The organism is Polyangium sorediatum (assembly GCF_029946465.1).
Lineage (GTDB): Bacteria > Myxococcota_A > Polyangia > Polyangiales > Polyangiaceae > Polyangium > Polyangium fumosum.
Genome location: NZ_JARZHI010000024.1, coordinates 83,332 through 102,271, shown reverse-complemented (window position 1 = coordinate 102,271; position 18,940 = coordinate 83,332). Strand labels below are relative to the sequence as shown.

The window sequence follows — 18,940 nt, the reverse complement described above, 5'->3', positions numbered from 1 at the left end:
GGTTTCTTGCGGCAGGAACGGAGGTCAATCATGCGTATTCTCGGTCGAGGGGCTCAGCTCGTGGTTTTGGCGGCGGCTCTGGGAGGGTGCACCGCAGAAGTGGGTCCGGAGGGGGAGGAGGCGGTCGGCGAAGCGGAGAGCGCGGTCATCAAGGACAATGCGCTCAACCTGAACGCGCTCAACCTGAACGCGCTCAACCTGAACGCGCTCAACCTGAACGCGCTCAACCTGAACGCGCTCGACCCGAGTTCGTTTACGGCGATCCGAAATGCCGATGCGAACGGCGACCTCGCCCGTGAGTTCGTCAAGTACGCCGTGAGCTGCGCGCTCCAGGCGGGCCAGACGTTCGAGTTTTCCTGGCACGACGCGCAAGACGTCGAGCACGCCGAGAGCTATCCGGGCGTGCTCGGCCTCGCCCCCTATTGGCATACGGGCCCGCTCGATCTGACGGGCCAGCGCATGGTGAGCGCCTGCTTGGCGGGGCTCACCAACTTCTATGGCACGCACGTCACGATCTCGATGCGGTCTCCCGAGGCCCCCTTGAAGGTCGTCGACCCGAACGAGCTCCTGACGTATCCGAACATCGAGGGCGCGTTCTGGGGCAACCTATGGGACGAGGATGGCTCGTACCTCCATTCTTGTTACAACAGCGCCACGGTGGCCCACTCCCGCTCCAAGTATCGCGCCTGCGCCGCGGGCCATTTGAACCCCGACAACTCCGTCGTGGAGTGCGGCATCATCGATATCGTCGGGCCCTGCGACACGGTCTGCGAGCCGGTGAACGGCGAGACGGGCGCGTACCCGTCGTGCATCCGGAAGCCGGATCAGGATCCGGCGATGACCGAGCACATCATCACGACCGCGCTGCCCTGAACGGGCCCTCCCTCCGGTCCCGTCCCCGCGTCCACCCCTCCCCCGCATCTCCCCCTTCTTAACAACACAACGCGCGGCTGGCTCGATGCTCGGCCGCGCAACGCGTTGCGTCTGCTGCGCATCGAAGCACGAACCCGTCGGCGATCCGACCCACGCGTGTTTTTCCGTGAGTCGTTCATGGCGCCGACGAACATCAGAGGAGGAATGTATGCGTATCGGGCTTTGGATGATTGGACTATCAGCGGCTTTCTTGTTTGGTTGCGTGGGAGATGCGTTCGACCTCCCCGAGGACGTCCTCGAAGGCGAGGGCGCGCTCGTGGACGGCAACAGGCTGTCGTCGAACGCCCTCGCGCTGAACTCGCTGGCGCTGAACTCGCTGGCGCTGAACGGGATCGCCCCGAACAAGCTGGATGCACAGTCGCTCGCGGCGATCCGGGATCCGACCAACCAGGGCGAGCTGGCCCGCGCGTTCGTCCGGTACGCCGTCGGGTGCGCCCTCACGACCTCGCAGAGCATCTCGTTCTCCTGGACGGACGCGTCGAACGTCGTGCATCAGGAGACCTATCCGGGCGAGCTTGGTATCGCCCCGGCCTGGGCCACGGGGCCGCTCGATCTCAATGGCCAGCGCATGGTGAGCGCCTGCGTGGCCGCGCGCGTCAATTATTATCAGGTGCCGGTGTTGCTCTCCCTCCGGTCGATGGAGGCTCCTCTCCGGCTCCTCACCGGGGCCCGGGAGCTCATCGAGTTTCCGGACGTCGAGGGCGCGTTCTGGGGCAACCTGTGGGGCGCGTCCCCGGCCATTTATACCTGCTACAACAGCGCCACCGTCGCGAACTCCCGCGCGTGGAGCCGGGACTGCGCCACGGGCCATCTGCGCGACGATGGCACGATCGAGGAGTGCGGCATGATCGACATCGTCGGCCCGTGTAGCTCCGTATGCGCGGCCTTGAACGGCGGCGGCCAATATTATCCATCCTGCGTCGAAAAACCCTACGTAACCGGAAGCGCGAGCACGAAGCTCGTGATCACGACCGCGCTCCCCTGACCGTCGTTCCGACGGGGACACCCCTCGCGCGGCGTACCACCGACGTCGCGCTACGCCCTCCCACGAACGAGCATCCAATCGACCGCCCCCGTGGTGTTCGTCCAAAGGGGTTCGCCCGCGGACGGACCACCCAGGGAGCAACGTTCCCTGGAGGTGCACATGCGAGCTTGGTCGTTGGGGATGGCGCTCGTGGCTCTGGCCCCGGGCTGCATTGCGTACACCGACGAGCGTTCCGATGACGTCATGGAGGCCGAGGTCGCGCTCGTCCAGGGGAACCACCTCGGGTCGAACGCGCTGGCCTTGAATGCGCTCGCCCTGAACGCGCTCGCGTTGAATGCGCTCGCCCTGAACACACTCGATCCCCAGGCCCTCGCGGCGATCGAAGATCCGGGGCCCCAAGGCGCCCTCGTCCGCGCCTTTCTCAAATATGCCATCGGCTGCGCCTTCACCCCCGCGCAGAGCTTCGTGTTCACCTGGACCGACGGCAACGGCGTCGACCACGACGAGGTGTACAAGGGCGAGCTCGGCGTCGCGCCCTGCTGGGCCACGGGGCGGCTCGATACCCAGGGGCAATCCATGGTGAGCGCCTGCATGGCGGCCCGGGTCAATTATTATCAAGTGCCCGTCACCCTTTCGATCCGGTCGCTCACCGAGCCCTTGAAGACGCTCACCGGGAGCCCGGAGCTCGCCCAGTATCCCGACGTCGAAGGCGCGTTCTGGGGCAACCTCTGGGCGCCCACGCCGTTCCTTCACGCCTGCTACAACGGCGCCACCGTCGCGAATTCGCGCGCCTGGAAGCGCGATTGCGCCGTGGGACACCTGCTCGAAGGCGGCGGCATCGAGGCGTGCGGGATCATCGACATCGTCGGCCCCTGCGCGAACGTCTGCCAGAGCTTGAACGGCGCAGGCAAGTACTATCCGTCCTGCATCGAAAGGCCCGGCCTGAGCGGGACGACGACCAAGTTCGTGATCACGACCGGATTGCCCTGAGACCCCGCCGCCCTCCGTTCCAGGCGTCCTGCCGCGCCATTACGATTCGACCCGGTCGAATTGCGATTGTCGTTTCCTTTCCGATGGTCCCTGGACGCCGGAAATCCTAGGGTTACGCTACCCCTCGTGCGGCCGGGAGAGGTGCTTGGGGGGCGCTTCCGCGTCGAGGCGCGCGTCAATGCAGGGGGGATGGGCGAAATCTTTCGCGCCATCGACCTCGTGACCGGTCACGTCGTCGCCGCGAAGATCCTCGTCGCCGTCTCGGCCGAGAGCCTCGAGCGCTTCCGCCGCGAGGCGCAGATCCTGGAGCGCCTCTCCCACCCGGGCATCGTCCGCTACGTCGCGTACGACACGTCCGCGGCGTCGGGCCCGCTGCTCGTGATGGAATGGCTCGAAGGCGAGGACCTCGGGCGCAGGCTCGACCGCGGGCCGCTCACCCTCCGCGAAGCCGTCACGCTCGGCGAGCGCCTCGCCGAGGCCCTCGCCGTCGCGCACGACGCCGGCATCGTGCATCGCGACCTCAAGCCCCAGAACGTCTTCCTCGTGAACGGGTCCGTCGACGAGCCGCGCATCCTCGACTTCGGCATCGCACATTGCGGCGACGCCTCGCGCATCACGCAGACCGGCACCGTCATCGGCACGCCGAGCTACATGGCGCCCGAGCAGGTCCGCAGCGGCAGCATCGTCAAGGCGAGCGCCGACGTCTTCTCGCTCGGCTGCCTGCTCTTCGAGTGCATCACCGGCGCGCCGCCCTTCCGCGCCGATCACACGATCGCCGTCCTCGCGAAGATCATCTTCGAGGACGCGCCTCGCCTCAGCGAGCGCGCGCCCGCCGTGCCCTCGTGGCTCGACGGCCTCATCGCGCGCATGCTCGCCAAGGAGCCGCTCGGGAGGCCCCAGGACGGCGCGGCCGTCGCGCTCGCGCTCGCCGCCGAGAAGGACCTCGAGCCCCCGATCTCGGAGGCCCCGCGCTCCTCCGCGCCCCGATCGACGCTCGGCGAGGGCGAACGGAGGTTCCTCGGCGTCGTGCTCCGCGGCCGCAGGGAGGCCTCGCTCGATACGTTCGTCCCGACGACCACGCTCGCTTGCGCCTCGCCCACGGGTGACCTCGGCTCGATCGCCGAGCGCTTCGGCGGTCACCTCGAGGTCTTCGCGGATGGCACGGCGGCGGTCGTGATCGACAAGACACGCGTGCCCACGGACGTCGCGGCGCACGTCGCCCGCTGCGCGCTCGCGCTCTCGGAGCGCGCGCCCGGCGCGGCCATGGCCGTCGCGTCGGGCTTCGGCGAGCGCTCGCGCGGCGTGCCCGTCGGCGAGGCCATCGACCGCGCGGCGCGGCTCCTCCACGAGCGGAGCGGAGAGGCGCGGATCGCCCTCGACGAGACCACGGCGGGCCTGCTCGACGCGCGCTTCGACGTCGAGACCCTCGAAGGCGGCGGCTTCGCGCTCCTCGGCGAGCACGCGAGCTTCGAGGTCTCCCGGCCGCTGCTCGGCAAGGCCACGCCTTGTGTCGGCCGTGAGCACGAGCTTGGCCTCTTCGACCTCACCTTCGGCGCCTGCAAGAACGAGCCGGCCGCGCGTGTCGTCGTCGTCTCGGGCCCTGCTGGCATCGGCAAATCGCGCCTGCTCCACGAGTTCGTCGAGCGCCAGCGGGCCGCGGTCGAGCCCGCCGAGATCTGGTTCGGCCGTGGAGATCCTTTGCGCGTCGCTTCGAGCTTTGGCCTGCTCGCCGAGGTCCTGCGCGGCGCCTCGGGCATCCGCGGCGGCGAGTCCCTCGCGCGCCGCCGTGAGCTGCTCTTCACGCGCGTCGCGCGCCGCGTCCCCGAGCGGGATCGCCGCCGCGTCGCGCACTTCCTCGGCGAGCTCGCGGGCGTGCCTTTCCCCGACGACGAGGACTTGCCGCTCCGCGCCGCGCGCCAGGACCCCGAGCTGTGCGGCGAGCAGATGCAGCGCGCCCTGCGCGACTTCCTGCGCGCCGAGTGCGCGGACAAACCGCTCGTGCTCCTGCTCGAAGACGTGCACTGGGGCGATCGCGCCTCGTTGCTCGCGCTCGACGCCGCGCTCGAGGGCCTCGCGTTCGAGCCGATCTTCCTCGTCGCCTCGGCGCGCCCCGAGATCGACGAGCACGTCCCGGGCCTCTGGTCGAGCCGCGGCCGGCAGGACGTCCGCCTCCGGCATCTCTCTCCGCGCGCGTGTGTCCGCCTCGTCCGGCACGCGCTCGGCGAGCGGGCCCATGGGCTCGAAGAGCGCCTCGTCGCGTCGTCCGAGGGGCACCCGTTTTTCCTGGAGGAGCTCATCCGCGCCGAGGCCGAGGGCCGCGGGGGCACCCCGCCCGGGACGGTCGTGGCCATGGTGCAATCGCGCCTCGAACGGTTGGAGCCGAGCGCCCGCCGCACCTTGCGCGCCGCGAGCATCCTCGGCGCGGTCTTCTGGCGCGGCGCGGTCACGCGCCTCGCGGGCGACGACGACGAGGCCGTCGCGCGGGATCTCGCGGTCCTCGTCACGCACGAGATCGTCACGCGCCAGCGCGAGAGCCGCATTCCGGGCGAACCTCAATATGCGTTCCGCCAGGCGCTCTGGCGCGAGGGCGCGTATGCGATGCTCACGGACGAGGATCGCGCGCTCGGGCATCACCTCGCGGCTGAATGGTTGGAGGAGAAGGGCGAGGCCGATGCCTTGGTCCTCGCGGAACATTTCGAGCGCGGCGGCGCGGCGGCGCGGGCGGCCTCATTTTACCTGGCCTCGGCCGAGCAATCGGCGGCCCGCAAAGATTACCTCGACGCCGAGCGATGTTATGGCAAGGCCGAGGCGCTCTGGGGTGAGCTGCCGACGCCCGCGCAGCGCGGCCGTGGCCTCTCGCGGATGCGCCTCGGCCGGTATCACGACGCGCTCGACGCGCTCGCGCGGGCGCGGGACGGCGCTTCGCGGCGCGGCGAGGCGTCGCTCGTCGTGGATCTCCTCCTCGACGAGGCCATGGTGCTCGATTGGATGGGCGAATATCGCGAGGCCGAGCGCCGCGTGCTCGCCGCGCGCGAGGCCGACGTCGGCCCGTGCGAGCGCTCGGCGCTCCTCGAAGCGCGCCTCTTGCTCGGCGTCGGGCGATCGGCGCTGCGGGCCGAGCGCGGGGAGGAAGCGGCGGCCGAGCTTTCGCGCGCGGCCGAGCTCGCGAGCCGCCTCGGCGACGAGGCCTACGAGACGTATGTCATTGCGCGGCTCCTGCTCGGCTACAACTTGCCTTTGCTCGGCCGGGTCGACGAGGCCGCTGCCATGCTCGACGAGGTCATTCGCCGCTGCGAGGAGCGCGGCGATCTCTTGCACCTCGGCGCCGCGTGGAACACCCGCGCGATGGTGCGGGCCTTCCGCGGCGATCGCGAGGGCATGACCCAGGATTTCGAGCGCACGAGCGACCTTGGCCGTGAGCTCGGCCAGCCCACGCTGGAGCTCGCGGGCCATTACAACCTCGCCGAGCACCTGTACTGGATGGACGACGTCGACGCTGCCGAGCCCATGGTCCGCGCGGCCAGCTCCGCCGCGGCGCGGCTCGCGGGCTGCGTGCGCCCGGCCCTGCTCGCGTTGCTCGACGCGCGGATCGCCCTCGTCCGCGGCGATGCGCGCACGGCGCGCGCCATTGCCTCTGCCTTGCGCGGGGGCGCGGGCGAGATGTCGCCCTCGGAGGACGTGCTCTGCGCGATGATCGAGCTCGCGACGGGAGACGCCGAGGGCAGCTTCTCCGACATGGATTCGGCGTGGGAGGCGCTCGAAGCCCGCTCGGCGCGCGCGAGCGTGGGGCAGGAGCACATCGAGGTCCTGGAGGTCCGGGCCCTCCACGCCGCGCGCCATGGCCATCGCGAGTGCGCCATGCGCCAGCTCGACAAGGCGATCGCCGCGGCGTCGCAGATTCCGAATGTGATGAGCGAGCGGCTGCGGCGCAGGCGCGCCGAGCTCGAACCTGCGGTCGGTCGGTCGTATTGTGCTTGAAGAAAAAACTCAGCCGCCCGGATTCCCCGTCGGCGCAGAGCCCTCGGCCGGCTCTTCCGTTTTGCTCTTCCCGCTCCGTTTCCTTCGAGTGTTCAGCTCGTCGAAATAGCTGAACACTCTTCTTTCGAGGTCCCGGGGCAGGGCCGTGTTTTCTTCCATTTCGGTGCGGAGCGTGGCGCGGAACTGATAGAGGAGCTTGATCGTCTCGCTCCGGAGCTTGGTCCCGTTCTCGGGGGCGCTCACGCCGGCGAGAGATCGCTCGTTCAACAACGTCGAGAGATCGTCCCCTGCATCGAGGAAGCCGCTCACCCAATCGTGGAGCGTCTTGCCGTCCGGCGCTGGAAACATCTTCAGATCGGCTTCCAGCTCGGCGAGCTTGGGCCGGTTCTTCATGGCCGTCGCGGCTTCCTCCGCATAAGAATCCGTGAGGCCGGTCCTGTTCGGCACGAAGGCCTCCCGGATCCGCAGGGCTGCCGCGCGTGTCGCGTCCGAGGCGATGGGCAAAAGGAGAATGGCCTCCACATACGCGAAGATGGCCCCGCCGTACCCGTCGTGACGGTCATCGGTCGCCTCCAGCTCGGCGACGAGGGGACGCTTCCGGAGCACCTCGGGGAGGTTCTGGATGGATTCGTGCCTCCTCGCGAGCATGGGGCCATACAGCTTGCCCGCCGCGGACAGGTCGAGGTCCGCTTTGCGTTCGGTCGCGAGGTTCTTCAGAGCGATATCGAGATCACCCAGGTGCAGGTTGCGCATGGGTAAGGACGGTCGCATGCGATGGGGAGCAATGTCAATACGCACGTGACACGGCTCACGGGGGAGGGGCACGTGCCGGGGGTTGCGAAGGATCCGGACCGCCTCGCGGCACAGGACGGTCGGTGTTGGGGTCGATCAGGATCTGCTGCGACACGTGGGCGCCAGGTCTCGTGGCTGCCATGGGTCGGTTGCAAGGGGTCGCCGCCGCCCGTTGTTGCTGATGCGGGTCACTTGCAAGGGGTGGGGGAGCGGGGTTGGAGAAGACCGGGGGCTGCGTGCACGGGGGAGCGGTGCGCTTGCGGGTGACGTGGATCGGCGCGTACGGCGGCGGGGGAGCGCTTCGTGTTGGTCCTGCGTGGTGTCGCGGCCGTGGGCAGAGCGGTTGACGGAGGTTTGCGTCAACAGGTACCCTGCGTACATCCGTAGGATGGTACGCAGGGGTACGAGGGAGGGGGCGGGGCGGGTGCGGGGGGAGAGGCACCTCGCGGGCCGTGTCGGGGGCGCCGTGCTTCTTCTGAGCGTCGCGACGCCGGCAGAGGCGTATGAGGTCGCCGGCGGCGTGAGCCTGGGAGGGATGCTCGTCGGGACGCTGCCGCGCTTTGCCGTGAGCCCTCACGCGGCGCTCTCGTGGCGCCGGGAGAGTGGGTTCTCGTTTGGCGTGGATGAGCTGTGCAGCATCTTGCCGGGGACCGGCAAGCTCGGGGTGGGGGTGTACAACCAGATGTCCGCGGCCTTCGGGTATGCGTGGAAGGATGGCGATGTCCGGATGGGACCTTCGTTCTCTGTCTACGCGATGCCTGCTTGTGGCGCGACGTTATGCGGGCGTGTCGTGGGGCTTTCGCCGGGGGGGCATGCGCAGGTGAACGTGTACGTCGCCGGTCCGGTCGGGGTGTCGGTCCGCGCGAACGTGGATTGGGTGGGCGGACGGAGCCTCGTGCTCCCGGGGGGCTTTGTGGCGATGCTGGTGGCTGGGCCCGTGTTTCGATGGAGGTCCATGTGAATGGAACGAGAGGAATCCTGGGGATTGCGGTTGTCGCAACTTTGTGTTTCATGGCCTGCAACTACACGGACGGGGAATGTTTTCCTCGGGAGGAGTTGTACGAGACGTCGGGGGTGGGGGGCGGGGTGATCGTGCCGACCGGCGTGGGCGTGGGTGGGTATGGGAGTGTGCCGTTCGAGCCGCTGAGCGCTCCGCCGGAGCCGGATGGGCCGGTGTGCAATATCGTTTCGGGTGGGCCGTGTGATGACGAGTGTCAGGCGGGGTATGATGCGGCTTCGATCGAGTGTGGCAAGATCGAGGACGCGGCGCAGCGGAGGGCTTGTCAGGATACGGCGCATGCGAACTACAGAGATTGCCAGGAAAAGTGCGAGCAGGAGGGCTCCAATCGAGTGTGCATCAGAAAGTACGTCAAGTGTCAGCAGTACGCCCCGTATTGGTGTCGGTCAGGAGCCGGACCCACCGTATGCGCCGAATGTCACGACCGATGTAGATCTGGCGACCCTCCGTCCTCTCAATGTGTCCAGTGCGGCTTTTGAGCGTGCCATGACCCTCCACATCGCTACATCCAACCAAGTAGGTCTCGTCGTTCGCCGCGGGATGCGTCTCCCCGTGAGCTTGGTTTCCGATGGCTGGCTCGTGGGTCCCTGCGTTCGGGATCTCGATGCCCAGAGGCGCATGCGCGCGGATTTCTGGGCAGATATCTGGGAGTTCCAAGGGAGAGAGCGCGTGAGGTTTCTGGCGTCGTACCGCCGAACCCTCAAAGCTCTCGGCGCGGACGAGCCCGTCGTCCTCTGGACCTCACTCACCTGGAACGACCGAGTCGCACTATGGGCGCTTTGCTTCTATCGACTCCAGTGCAGGCCCATGCAGCCTGATCTTTCGCTCATCGTCGTGGGAGAATACGAGGAGAGGCATGCGCGTCTCAGCTTTGGCATCACATACGTGACCCTGGAGCCCGCAATGGCACGCAACGCCTGGGGGACAGCGCGCCTTCTGTCGCTCCGCGAGGTTCAAGAGAAGGCGCGTCTGTGGAAAAAGCTCACCGCGTCTTCGCCGATCCTGTCTGGAAAGCCCTTCCGCGAGACGCGGGAGAACAAAGTGCTGCTCGACCTGGGCGTCTACCAGGCCGGACTCTTTCCCAAGCGAACCGCACGCGGCCTCAGCCTCTCGACCTTTGATACGCTTTTGCTCGGCTGCGTAAACCGGACGCCTTCGTCACCCGCGCGCATCCTCGGGCGCGAGAACGAAACGGGCCAGGAGCTCTGGCGCTGGGTCTCCGTGACAGGAGACATCACGATCTTCAATCGCCTCGCCCAATGGGCGGAGCATGGCGCGCTGCACGCCAAACCTTGGACAGCGCCGAACGGCTGGCAGACGGCGCGCTACACCCTCTCCGCCGCCGGCCGTGCCCTCCTGCGCGACGGCCTCTCCTCGATCGACCAAGCCCCGCCGTTCCCAATCTGGGGCGTCACGGCCTACGATCCGAAGGACCCCTGGGTCGTCGTGGAGGAAGCCGGAGGGCGCCCCCATCTCCAGCGGCTCGGGGAGCGCTGAAGGCAGGCGATCTGCTACTTCCGCGCGACCACGCCCCCAAGCACGATCGCATGCATGGCCGCGGAGAGCCGACCCACCTCGTCGCGCTCTTCCATGAAGATCCACGGCGGCGTGAAGCTCTTGTAGGCCCGGAGGATCACCCGCGCCGTGAGATCCGGATCGACCACGTCGAGCTCGCCGGCCTCCGTCCCTCGACGGAGCAGGTCGGCGAGCAGGGCACACTCTTCCTGGTAAAACCGCTCGGACGCGCTCTTCACGGCGGGGCTGCCGCAATGGAAGAGGTCACACGCGTGCGCGCCGCCGTCTGCCTGCGTGAAATACGCTCGCAGCCGCGCGTCGAGCGCGCCCACGAGCCGCTCGCCGAACGAGCGCCCGTCCGCCGCCGCCGCCGCGCGCATCGCGTCGAGCACGACCTCGTACCGCGACCGCGACAGCTCCTCGACGATCGCCTCCTTCGACGTGAATTCGAGGTACACCGTACCCACGCCCACGCCGGCCTCCCGCGCCACGTCCGCCACCGTGGTCTTTTGAGGCCCGTAATGCCGAAGCAATCGATCGGCGGCCTGCAGGATCTGCTCGCGGCGCGCGGTGTCGTTCATGAACCTTCCCTCGAACGGTGAACGAGTTTGCCACAGGTTCACGCGCGAGGGATCCCCCCATCGTCATGGCCTCGCTCGGGGCCGTGCGTCCGGGTCACTCGGTGGGGCGCGGGGCCATCGGGCCGGGGCTGGTGCGGGTCGGAGCGCGCAGATCGGCCGGGGCCGCGCCGCCTTTGGCCGTGCCGGTCGGGGCCGTCGCGGCCGGGGCCTGGGTTGCGGCCGGGGTCGTCCCGGTGGGTTTCGGGGCCGCCGAGGACGCGGGATCGGGGGGCAGGTCGGCGGCGGACATGGCGGGCACGGGCAGCGGGCCAAGGTCGACCTTGGGCGGGCTCGCAGGCACGACGTCCATGGGCTTCGGCGCCGTGAGCGGCTCGGCCGAAGCGGCCGGAGAGGGCGAAGGCGTGCTCTCCTCGCAGCCGAGGGCCAGGGGCACGAGCGCGAGGGCGAGCGCGGCGAGGGCGAGCGACGTCTGCGTGTGCGTCATGCGTTCCGGCTTAACAGAACGGCGGCGCGGCGTCACCGGCGCGCGGTTTGCAGCCCCGGACGGCGGGAGGAGCCATGGTGCGTGGGGCGCTTTGCGGAGGCCTGCTCCTGCTCGGCGGGTGCGTGCTCGTCGTGCGGGAAAACGCGCCGCCCACGTATCTGCCTCTCGTGCGCCAGATCCAGCAGGCCGCGCTGCGGGCGTCCCCGCCGCCCGACATCTACGTCGCCCTCGCGCGCTTCGCCCGGCCCCTCGCGGACTTCAGCATCGCCCTGCGTCGCACCGAGCTCGGCGGGATGCCGCCGGGCGACGCGGACATGGATCGTTTGCTGCGGCTCTTCGCGTTCACGCTCGAAGAAGTGCCCGAAGGCGAGCCGATGGGGACGCGCCTCGCGGCGGAGGAAATGCAACAGGCGGCCGTGGGGATGCGGGGCCCGGGCCTGCCGGGCTCGCCGCCGCGGCGCGAGGCCTTCGTGCACGGCCTCTCCGTCGGCGTGGAGACGCTGCTCGCGCTCGCGCACGGCCCGTACGGCGGCGCGTCGAACGACCTCACGGACCGGACGGCCGAGCTCGAATCGAGCTACGAGGCGGCGATGGCAGAGCCGCAGCCAATGCCTTACGAGGTGGGGCTCGACGTGCTGCGGCGCTCGCTCTTCGTGCTGAAGGCGATCGAGGAGCGCGTGAGCGCGCCGGCGCCCTGAAAGGCCGCTCGTTCAGCGCAGGTCGGTCGCCTCGGTCGTGGCCTCGCGGGCGCGCCGATGCGTCTGGAGCCAGGCGAGCGCGGCCGCGTGGTCATCGAAGAATGCATAAGGGAACGATAACTTCGGCGAGAGCGCCTTCGTCGCGCGCATGACCATTTCGGTGATCACGCGCAGGCCGAAGCCGGCGCCCACGAACGCGAGGGCGTCGTAGTCCGGCACGATGCGGGCTCCCGTCATTCGTACGCGCTGGGGCACCGTCGTCACGCCCGACAGGTCCACCAGGGTGAAGAGTTGCCCCTCCCGCTTTTTTGCTGCGCGGAGCACGTCGGTGAGGGCGACGACGTCCTCGGTGTTGGTGAAGGTCTTGAACTCCGCGATGACCAGGTCGGGCGCCACGAATCTGACGCAATGGTCACCAAAGCGGAGGACCGTGGGCGGGGAGTCGGGCGACATGATGGAAAGATGCTTGTATCGCGCCGGGCCTCGATTCATCAAGCGGCGTGGTTCGAGGCGGCGGCGCTCGGCTGCGATTGCAGCCAGGCGAGCGCTTCCTCTTTGTGCGCGAAGAATGCGCTGGGATAACGCGGCCGTTCGGGCTTCAGGATCCGGATGGCGGCGATGATCATCTCGAGGGCGACGCGCACGCTGAACGGCGCGCCGACGAAGGCCACGGCCGTGTTCTTGGAGGCGTCCTTGCGGGCGCGGACGGCTTCGCGGATGTCGCGGGGGACGCTCCGGATGCGGGAAATGTCCATCAGCACCTTGCACGGGCCTCGCTCGGCCCCCATCCCGTACATGTAGTCGAGGACGCGGCTGAAGGTGTCCACTTCGAGGGGAACCCCGAATTCCAGGACGAGCAGGTCCGGCGGCACGAAGGTCACGACGTGCGGGCCGATGGTGAGGCGTTCCGTCGATTCGTTTGTCATGGGCAGACGAGCTTCCGGCGCCGAGGCTTTGGGGAACCTGCACCCATGATGCCAGGGTTTGCGGGCGTGTCCTAGCGCGAGATTCGCCTGAATGTTGACGCAGCCGTTTGAGCTACCACGATGGCGCACATGTTCAGAGCGTCCCCTTGAACGTGAATCCACCCACGATGTAGGGCACCGTCGCGGCGACCTCCTGCCCCGTTCGATAGGGATTGCGGATCCACCAGCTCACGTTCAGGAAGATGCCGGGCGCATTGAAACGTTTCGGCCCGTTGTGCTCGGGGAATTGCCAGCCGACGAGCGGGCCCGCGAACTCGATCGGCGTGATCTGCTCGGCCCGCGCCTCCTCGCCGGCGATCAGCTCGGCCGGGAAGAAGGTGTGATACACCCCGTGCCGCGCGCCCGCCATGAGGCCAAACGAGGTCACGAAGAGGAGGTCCGTCTCGTTCGAGACCATCCAGCCGTCGTCCATGGCGAGCATGCTGAACGGGAGATCGAAATAAAATCGGTCGCCAGGCGTGATCGTGAAATCGGTATGGATGAACTGCGTGTCCGACACGAGCAGGATCGGCCCGGCCTTGGCCTGCAGGATCACGTCGGCCGTGAAGATGCCCCCGGTCGTCCGATAAGCGAGCCCCTGCTTTCCGCGCTCGACCTGCTTCACGTCGCCGAAATCCTCGGAGACGCGCTTGAACGATTGCAGCGTGTCGTACGTCCCGAAGAGGGCCATTCCCTCGTAGGCGAACAAGAATTGCAAAAAGGCGAGCGGCTGCACGTCGAGGCGCAGCCCTCCGCGGATGAACGCCGGCGTGATCGTCGTGACGGCGTTGATGCCGACGAACGTGCGCTGGAGGAGGATGTTGTCCTGCGGGCCGAGCAGCGGGCGCTGGTAGCCGACGCGGAAGAAACTCGAGAGCCCGAGCGGGTTGTAACGGACCGCGGTCGTGCTCCGGTAGACAAACCCTTTGTGGACGTAGGGTTGTTCGTCCTTGGGGGGTTCTTCTTTCGGCGCCGGGTCGTTCGGGGCCGGATCTTTCGGGGGATCCCCTGCGAAGGCGGGGGGCGCGAAGAGGAGCGCCCCCGAGAGGATCCACGCCCGCGCGCGGCTGCGCGGGCCGGTCTTCAGCAACATGAGGCCCGACGTTACACGATCGGCGCCCCTGACACTATGCGGGCCGCGTGCCTGCCTCCGCGCCGGCCCCGAGCTCGCCCTTCGCCGGGGTCGCAGCGGTGTCGATGATCGAGCGGAGCGTGGGCATCACCTTCGTCCCGCCGAGCACCTCGGAGAGGATCGTCCCGACGTCTTTGCCCTTGAAGAGGCTCACGAGGTTCATGTTCCCCGCGACCTCGGTGAGGAGCAGCTTGTCGCCGAGCGCGACCATGGCCTCGACGAGCTGCTTCTGCACGGCCTGGCGCTCGGCCACGGTCGCGCTCGATTGCACCTCGATGAGCTTGATTTCGAGCTCACGCAGGCGCGTCACGTAGGCAAGCTCGGCCTCGTGCGTGATCCGCTGCGCCTCGACGCGCGCCTCCGCGTCCTTGCGGAAGCCGTCGAGCATCGACGCCTTCTCCTCGTTCTCCCGCGTGAGCCGAGCTTTTTGCGCCTCGGCCTCGCGCGTGTCCGCGAGCGATTGCCGCTCCTTGTGCACGGCCTCGTCCTCGCGCGCCTTCGCGAGCGCCGCCTCATGCGCGAGCTTGCGCGAGAGCTCTTCGAGCTTCGCCGCGCGCACGCGCGCCTCGGCGAGGAGCTCTTGCGTTTGCCGCTCGACCTCGGCGCGGAGCTTCGCCGACGCGAGGGCCTCCTGCGCTTTTCGATCGCCGATCGCGAGCGTCACGCTCTCGGTCTGCACCTTCTGCATGAGCGCGGCGACCTCGCGGTCCTCGATCTCCGCGCCGAGCACCTCGACCTCCGAGAGCAACGTGCCGTTCTCCGTGAAGAGCCGCCCAGGCCGCGCGCCGTCCTTGCGCTCGCCGAGCAGCGTGTCGCGAAACACCGCCGGAAGCTCGGGCCAGAGCGCGGAGAGCGACATCGCGCGGCATTTGCCGCGCACGATGGAGCGGAGGCGATCCACGATGAACTGGATGTAGTTCTCGTGGTTGAACCATTTGTCTTTGTGGTCCGCGAGGAACTCGACCGAATACGAGACGCGCACCGAGATCCTGACGAAATCGGCCGTCTCCACGGTGATCTTGTCGGAGATGCGGTTGCCCACGGTGCGCAAAAAACACGTGCGGAGCGGCTCGTCGTCGCTCTTCGGCGTCCCCGTCGAGAGCGAGAGCGAGGTGAGCGACTCCTCGTAGCCGAGCAGCGTCACGCAAGGCCCCTCCACGACGCGGCGCGAATTCGCGCTCGTCACGAGCACGGCCGTGTTGTTCGGCACGAGGATCGAGAGCGCCCACGGCGTGGTGATGGCCCGCTGCGTCTCCTTGTGCGGCTCGTTCGAGGCGATCCACAAGTTCCAGTCGTCCGCCGGCACGGTGCGCGTGACCTGCACCTCCTTGCGCGGATCCACGAGGTACGATTGTTTGCCGCGCACGAGGCGCACCTCGCCGGTCGCGAGGTCACGCACGTAAATGCCGCTCTTCTGGTCGATGCCGATCGCCTCGATGAAGACGCGGCTCTGGTCGTTGCCCACGACGGCCTGGCCGGTCTCGGGCGAGAGGCACTCAATTTCGTTGAAGGGGACGAAAAACGTCGAGACGCCCGTGAGGAGCAGCTCGTCGCCGGGGAAATACTCGTCCTTCGCGAGCTCGAAGCCACGCGGCAATTTCGCGGCGAGCTCCGCCCGCTTGATCGGCGCGATGACGCGGAGCCAGAGCGCGCGCTGCGGCAAAAGCTCGTAAGCGTCGTACACGCGGTTGCGCGAGCCGAGGGTCATGAACGTGTCGTACGGCCCGGGGAAGACACGCGCGGGGCCGACCTTGATCTCGCGCTTGCCGTCGGCGTCCACGATCACGCAATACTCTTTTTCGCCGAGCACGACTGCGCGGCGAATGAGCCGCGCCTGCCGCGCCTCGGCCTCGAGCGCGCGACGGACCGCAGAAGAGGCGAGCAGATCCTGCACCGCCGCGGCGCCGATCTTGGCCTCGGCCGCAATCGCCGCCGCGGGCGCGGGCGCGGCCTGCGGCGGGGGCGGGGAGGGCGCGGCCTTGCGTCCGCGCATGCGCGCCGATTGATCGATGAACTGGTTCGGCACCTTGCTGCGCGCCTGGCCCCGGAGCCCGGTCGCCTCGTCGTCGGCCGCGTATTCCTCCAGCGCGGCCGTCTCCTCGCCGCTCTGCGCGAGGACCTGTCGCGCGATCGCCGCGCTGATGGCCGCGCCGCTGTCGTCGATCGACGTATCCGGCACGATGTCCACGCCCGTCGGCGGGATGTAAAACTGCGTATCGAGGCCTCGAATCACGATGAGCTGCCCGCGCTTGAGCGGCACGGGGGAAAGCGCGTCCACGGTGGTCGTCGGCTGCTCGTCGAGGTTCTCCGCCGTGGCCCGCGTGATCGCCGCCGATCGCGCTGTCACCTCGTAGTAAGGCGCGTTGTTGTCGACCTCGCCGTACACCTTGACGACGAGGTATTGATTCGAGGCGAGCTCGTGCGCGTCGCGCACGTCGGCGCGCTGGCCGGGGCGCAGGTAAAAAGAGCACGGGCCCGGGATCATCGAGCGCGTGCCATTGCGGAGCGGGCGCGACTCGTTGCGGCCATTCTTGAAGCGGCCGTTCGGGCCGCTGTCGCTCTCCAGGAGCGGGTTGAAGAGGACCGCGTACTGGTTGTCCCCGAGCTCCACCATGCTCTGGGGTTTGCCCGTGGTGTCCTCGCGGAAACCGCCCATTCCGTCGTCGATGACGACCCGATCGGCCGCGGTCGGCGAGACCATTGTGGGCCCGACGTGCAAGGTGACCTCGCCTTTGTCGTCGTCCTGAACCCACAAGAATTGCCGCTCGGTGACGGGTATCTTTCGGCTCGTCCGTTCCATGACCCCTCGCTCTTCCTTTGAAGGCTTATGCTGGGCCCCAGGGAAACACGGATCGTGCCAGCCGAGAAGAGCCGCGAATTACCGGCGCGTGACGCGGAGCCTGCGCCGTTCCGGAGCACCGGCGCTCTTTTCTGGAACGATCGGGCGCGCGACGCGACGGCTCGACGGTAACGGCCGCTCCCCCAGGCTCTCGGCGCGCTTTTTCTTGGCGATGAGCGCCGCGAGCTCATCGCGCGTGACGCCGAGCCGCGCGGCCGTCTTGTGGGCGAGCGAAGTCTTGGCGACCCCCGGGCGGAAGCCATACGTGGGGCGCTCGTTTTCGTCGAGATCGACTTGCAAAAATTCGAGGTGCGGGACAGGCGGCTCGTCTTCAAGGTGCGTGGCCAGCGTGAGGAGGTGCGTGGTCAAGAAGACCGGTGATTTGAGCTCCGGGAGGAGCGAGATCACGAGCCGCGCGATCTCTTCGCCCTCGGAGGGGTTCGTCCCGGAGCAGAGTTCGTCGAGCAGCACGAGCGAGCCGAACCCGAGCTCCTCGAAGAGCCGGCGGATCCGCAGGAGCTCCATGCCGAGCTGCCCCTCGGGCTGATCGCTGCGCGCCTCCTCGATGAGCGAGACGAACATGCCGGCGAGCTGCGGCAAGACCGCGCGTTCGGCCGTGACGAAGAGCCCCGCCTGGCCGAGGAGCTGCGCGAGCCCGATCGACTGGAGCAGGCGCGTCTTGCCGCCCGAGTTCGGCCCCGTGACGATGACGACGGCGTCGCCGTGCGCCGTTCCGAGGTTCGAGGGGACGGGCTTGGATTTGCCGGCGAGGAGCAGCGGGTTGTAGAGGCGATCGATCACGAGCCCGGCCTCGCCGGGGGGCACGAGTTCGGCGAGGCAAACGGGCAAACCCTTGTCCCGTGCGAGGTCCGCGAGCCCGAGGCCGGCGAGGTAAAACTCCATGTCGCCGAGGAGCTGGAAGAGGAGCGCGACGGGGCGCTCCATGCCGCTGAAGACGTCGTCGAGGAGGCGCTCGGTGACCTCGCCCGGCGTGACCCGATACCCGCGCAAGAAGAGGCGGAGCCGTGAGAAGAAGCGGGCGATGGCGGAGGTGTGGAGGGGGTTGTCCTGGTTCTCGCGGATGCGGACGATCTGGAAGGTGCGCAAGGTGCCGTCGACGCCGACGCGGACGCGAAGGTCGACGGTGCCGAGGTGGCGCTCGTGATCGAGGAGGGCTTCGAGCTGCTGGTACGCTTCGCTCTCTTTCGCGGCGATGCCAAACGCGCGGATCCGCGCGACGCCGGAGGTGGCGCCGGCGAAGGCGCCCGCGAGGTCGTCGACGACCTCCTGCACGATCCGCAGGATTTCGAGGCGTCGATGGGTATCACCACCGCGGCGTGACCCGCCCTCGGCGCAAAACGCCGCCCGAAGCGCAACGAGGCGCTGGTAGATGCGCTCGAAGTCGCGGCGAAGCTCGGGGCTGCCCGCGAGTTCGGCGAGGATGCGCTGGCGGAACGTGACGACGCGGAGGTCGGCTGGCGGCTCGGAGATGGCGCGGAGGAGGTAGGGCAAGCAGGGCGCGACGGTCCGGCCGCCGATGCGGATGCGCAGGGCGCGGGTGACGAGGTCTTCGAGGAAGATGTCCCGTTCGAAGTCCTTGCGATCCCACGTCGAGGACGGGAGCGCGGCGGCCGCGAGGACACGCTCGAAGGCGTCGAGGGAGGTGCCGAGCGCGAAGGCGAAGGCGAGGGTCTGGTGGAGCTCGTCGAGGTCGACGCGGACTTCCGCCTCGTCACAAAGGAGGTCGGGGACGGGAACGGCGTCCGCAGCAAGGGGGGCCTTCGAGGTCATCGCGAGGGAGACGGATGGTACCTCGGAGACGCTTCCGCGATCGACGTTGTCACGAAACGCGTCCGTCGCCCGATGATCCACCCGAAGCGCCATGACCGACATGCTCTCCACCTCCGCTCGGATCCTTGGAACCTTCGTGTTGGTTTTGTTCCCGGCTTGTGTTGTTCCGGCGCGGGGATCCGGTCGGCCCGCCCAGAGCGCGGTTCACGAGGAGAGCGCCGGGCGGACCGAAGCCCCGC

15 protein-coding genes are annotated in these 18,940 nt (G+C 68.4%); 7 read left to right on the top strand and 8 right to left on the bottom strand.

Annotated features, from left to right (window positions below):
- Positions 1-99 precede the first annotated feature (99 nt).
- The 4 genes from QHF89_RS25615 to QHF89_RS25600 all read left to right on the top strand — a co-directional run bounded on the left by QHF89_RS25615 (position 100) and on the right by QHF89_RS25600 (position 6,886).
- The gene (locus QHF89_RS25615) at positions 100-873 is read left to right on the top strand and encodes a hypothetical protein (protein ID WP_284720932.1); all 774 of its coding nucleotides are present in this window, start codon (positions 100-102) and stop codon (positions 871-873) included.
- Between the two features lie 208 nt (positions 874-1,081).
- Entirely contained in the window at positions 1,082-1,918 is an 837-nt protein-coding gene (locus QHF89_RS25610; RefSeq protein WP_284720931.1) for a hypothetical protein, read from the top strand.
- A gap of 159 nt (positions 1,919-2,077) precedes the next feature.
- Complete coding sequence (locus tag QHF89_RS25605) at positions 2,078-2,908, top strand: hypothetical protein (RefSeq protein WP_284720930.1); 831 nt, start codon at positions 2,078-2,080, stop codon at positions 2,906-2,908.
- Between the two features lie 126 nt (positions 2,909-3,034).
- Positions 3,035-6,886 carry a serine/threonine-protein kinase gene (locus QHF89_RS25600; RefSeq protein WP_136969164.1) on the top strand — a complete coding sequence of 1,284 codons (3,852 nt, stop codon included), beginning with the start codon at positions 3,035-3,037 and terminating at the stop codon, positions 6,884-6,886.
- Positions 6,887-6,895: 9 nt separating this feature from the next.
- Here the strand turns inward: QHF89_RS25600 and QHF89_RS25595 are convergent, their stop codons facing one another.
- Positions 6,896-7,639, bottom strand: a complete 744-nt coding sequence (locus tag QHF89_RS25595) for a hypothetical protein (RefSeq protein ID WP_136969163.1) — start codon at positions 7,637-7,639, stop codon at positions 6,896-6,898.
- Between the two features lie 505 nt (positions 7,640-8,144).
- On the opposite strand from QHF89_RS25595, the gene QHF89_RS25590 reads away from it, so the two are divergent.
- Both QHF89_RS25590 and QHF89_RS25585 read left to right on the top strand, forming a co-directional pair.
- Positions 8,145-8,639 (top strand): hypothetical protein, encoded by a 495-nt coding sequence (locus tag QHF89_RS25590; protein WP_284720929.1) that lies wholly within the window; start codon positions 8,145-8,147, stop codon positions 8,637-8,639.
- Between the two features lie 726 nt (positions 8,640-9,365).
- Positions 9,366-10,193, top strand: a complete 828-nt coding sequence (locus tag QHF89_RS25585; RefSeq protein ID WP_284720928.1) for a hypothetical protein — start codon at positions 9,366-9,368, stop codon at positions 10,191-10,193.
- A 14-nt stretch (positions 10,194-10,207) separates the two neighbouring features.
- Here the strand turns inward: QHF89_RS25585 and QHF89_RS25580 are convergent, their stop codons facing one another.
- Both QHF89_RS25580 and QHF89_RS25575 read right to left on the bottom strand, forming a co-directional pair.
- Complete coding sequence (locus QHF89_RS25580) at positions 10,208-10,792, bottom strand: TetR/AcrR family transcriptional regulator (protein WP_136969161.1); 585 nt, start codon at positions 10,790-10,792, stop codon at positions 10,208-10,210.
- 94 nt (positions 10,793-10,886) lie between these two features.
- Entirely contained in the window at positions 10,887-11,276 is a 390-nt protein-coding gene (locus tag QHF89_RS25575; protein ID WP_136969160.1) for a hypothetical protein, read from the bottom strand.
- A 74-nt stretch (positions 11,277-11,350) separates the two neighbouring features.
- Here QHF89_RS25575 and QHF89_RS25570 point away from each other — a divergent pair, with 74 nt between their 5' ends.
- Complete coding sequence (locus QHF89_RS25570) at positions 11,351-11,974, top strand: hypothetical protein (protein WP_136969159.1); 624 nt, start codon at positions 11,351-11,353, stop codon at positions 11,972-11,974.
- Positions 11,975-11,986: 12 nt separating this feature from the next.
- On the opposite strand, the gene QHF89_RS25565 is transcribed toward QHF89_RS25570, so the two are convergent.
- From QHF89_RS25565 to QHF89_RS25545, 5 genes are all read right to left on the bottom strand, one after another.
- Entirely contained in the window at positions 11,987-12,427 is a 441-nt protein-coding gene (locus QHF89_RS25565) for a SpoIIAA family protein (RefSeq protein ID WP_284720927.1), read from the bottom strand.
- Positions 12,428-12,465: 38 nt separating this feature from the next.
- On the bottom strand, positions 12,466-12,900 hold the full coding sequence (locus QHF89_RS25560) for a DUF7793 family protein (protein WP_136969157.1): 435 nt from the start codon (positions 12,898-12,900) through the stop codon (positions 12,466-12,468).
- Positions 12,901-13,033: 133 nt separating this feature from the next.
- On the bottom strand, positions 13,034-14,032 hold the full coding sequence (locus tag QHF89_RS25555; protein WP_136969156.1) for a hypothetical protein: 999 nt from the start codon (positions 14,030-14,032) through the stop codon (positions 13,034-13,036).
- 34 nt (positions 14,033-14,066) lie between these two features.
- A complete protein-coding gene (locus QHF89_RS25550; protein WP_136969155.1) occupies positions 14,067-16,871 on the bottom strand; it encodes a hypothetical protein in 2,805 nt (934 codons plus the stop codon).
- Positions 16,872-16,949: 78 nt separating this feature from the next.
- The gene (locus tag QHF89_RS25545; RefSeq protein ID WP_284720926.1) at positions 16,950-18,794 is read right to left on the bottom strand and encodes a MutS-related protein; all 1,845 of its coding nucleotides are present in this window, start codon (positions 18,792-18,794) and stop codon (positions 16,950-16,952) included.
- Positions 18,795-18,940 lie beyond the last annotated feature (146 nt).

Excerpts from the sequence above, each read along its gene's own strand:
- QHF89_RS25610 (WP_284720931.1), top strand. The coding sequence starts at position 1,082 with ATGCGTATCGGGCTTTGGATGATTGGACTATCAGCGGCTTTCTTGTTT.
- QHF89_RS25605 (WP_284720930.1), top strand. The coding sequence starts at position 2,078 with ATGCGAGCTTGGTCGTTGGGGATGGCGCTCGTGGCTCTGGCCCCGGGC.
- QHF89_RS25595 (WP_136969163.1), bottom strand. The coding sequence starts at position 7,639 with ATGCGCAACCTGCACCTGGGTGATCTCGATATCGCTCTGAAGAACCTC.
- QHF89_RS25580 (WP_136969161.1), bottom strand. The coding sequence starts at position 10,792 with ATGAACGACACCGCGCGCCGCGAGCAGATCCTGCAGGCCGCCGATCGA.
- QHF89_RS25575 (WP_136969160.1), bottom strand. The coding sequence starts at position 11,276 with ATGACGCACACGCAGACGTCGCTCGCCCTCGCCGCGCTCGCCCTCGCG.
- QHF89_RS25570 (WP_136969159.1), top strand. The coding sequence starts at position 11,351 with ATGGTGCGTGGGGCGCTTTGCGGAGGCCTGCTCCTGCTCGGCGGGTGC.
- QHF89_RS25565 (WP_284720927.1), bottom strand. The coding sequence starts at position 12,427 with ATGTCGCCCGACTCCCCGCCCACGGTCCTCCGCTTTGGTGACCATTGC.
- QHF89_RS25560 (WP_136969157.1), bottom strand. The coding sequence starts at position 12,900 with ATGACAAACGAATCGACGGAACGCCTCACCATCGGCCCGCACGTCGTG.
- QHF89_RS25555 (WP_136969156.1), bottom strand. The coding sequence starts at position 14,032 with ATGTTGCTGAAGACCGGCCCGCGCAGCCGCGCGCGGGCGTGGATCCTC.
- QHF89_RS25550 (WP_136969155.1), bottom strand. The coding sequence starts at position 16,871 with ATGGAACGGACGAGCCGAAAGATACCCGTCACCGAGCGGCAATTCTTG.
- QHF89_RS25545 (WP_284720926.1), bottom strand. The coding sequence starts at position 18,794 with ATGGCGCTTCGGGTGGATCATCGGGCGACGGACGCGTTTCGTGACAAC.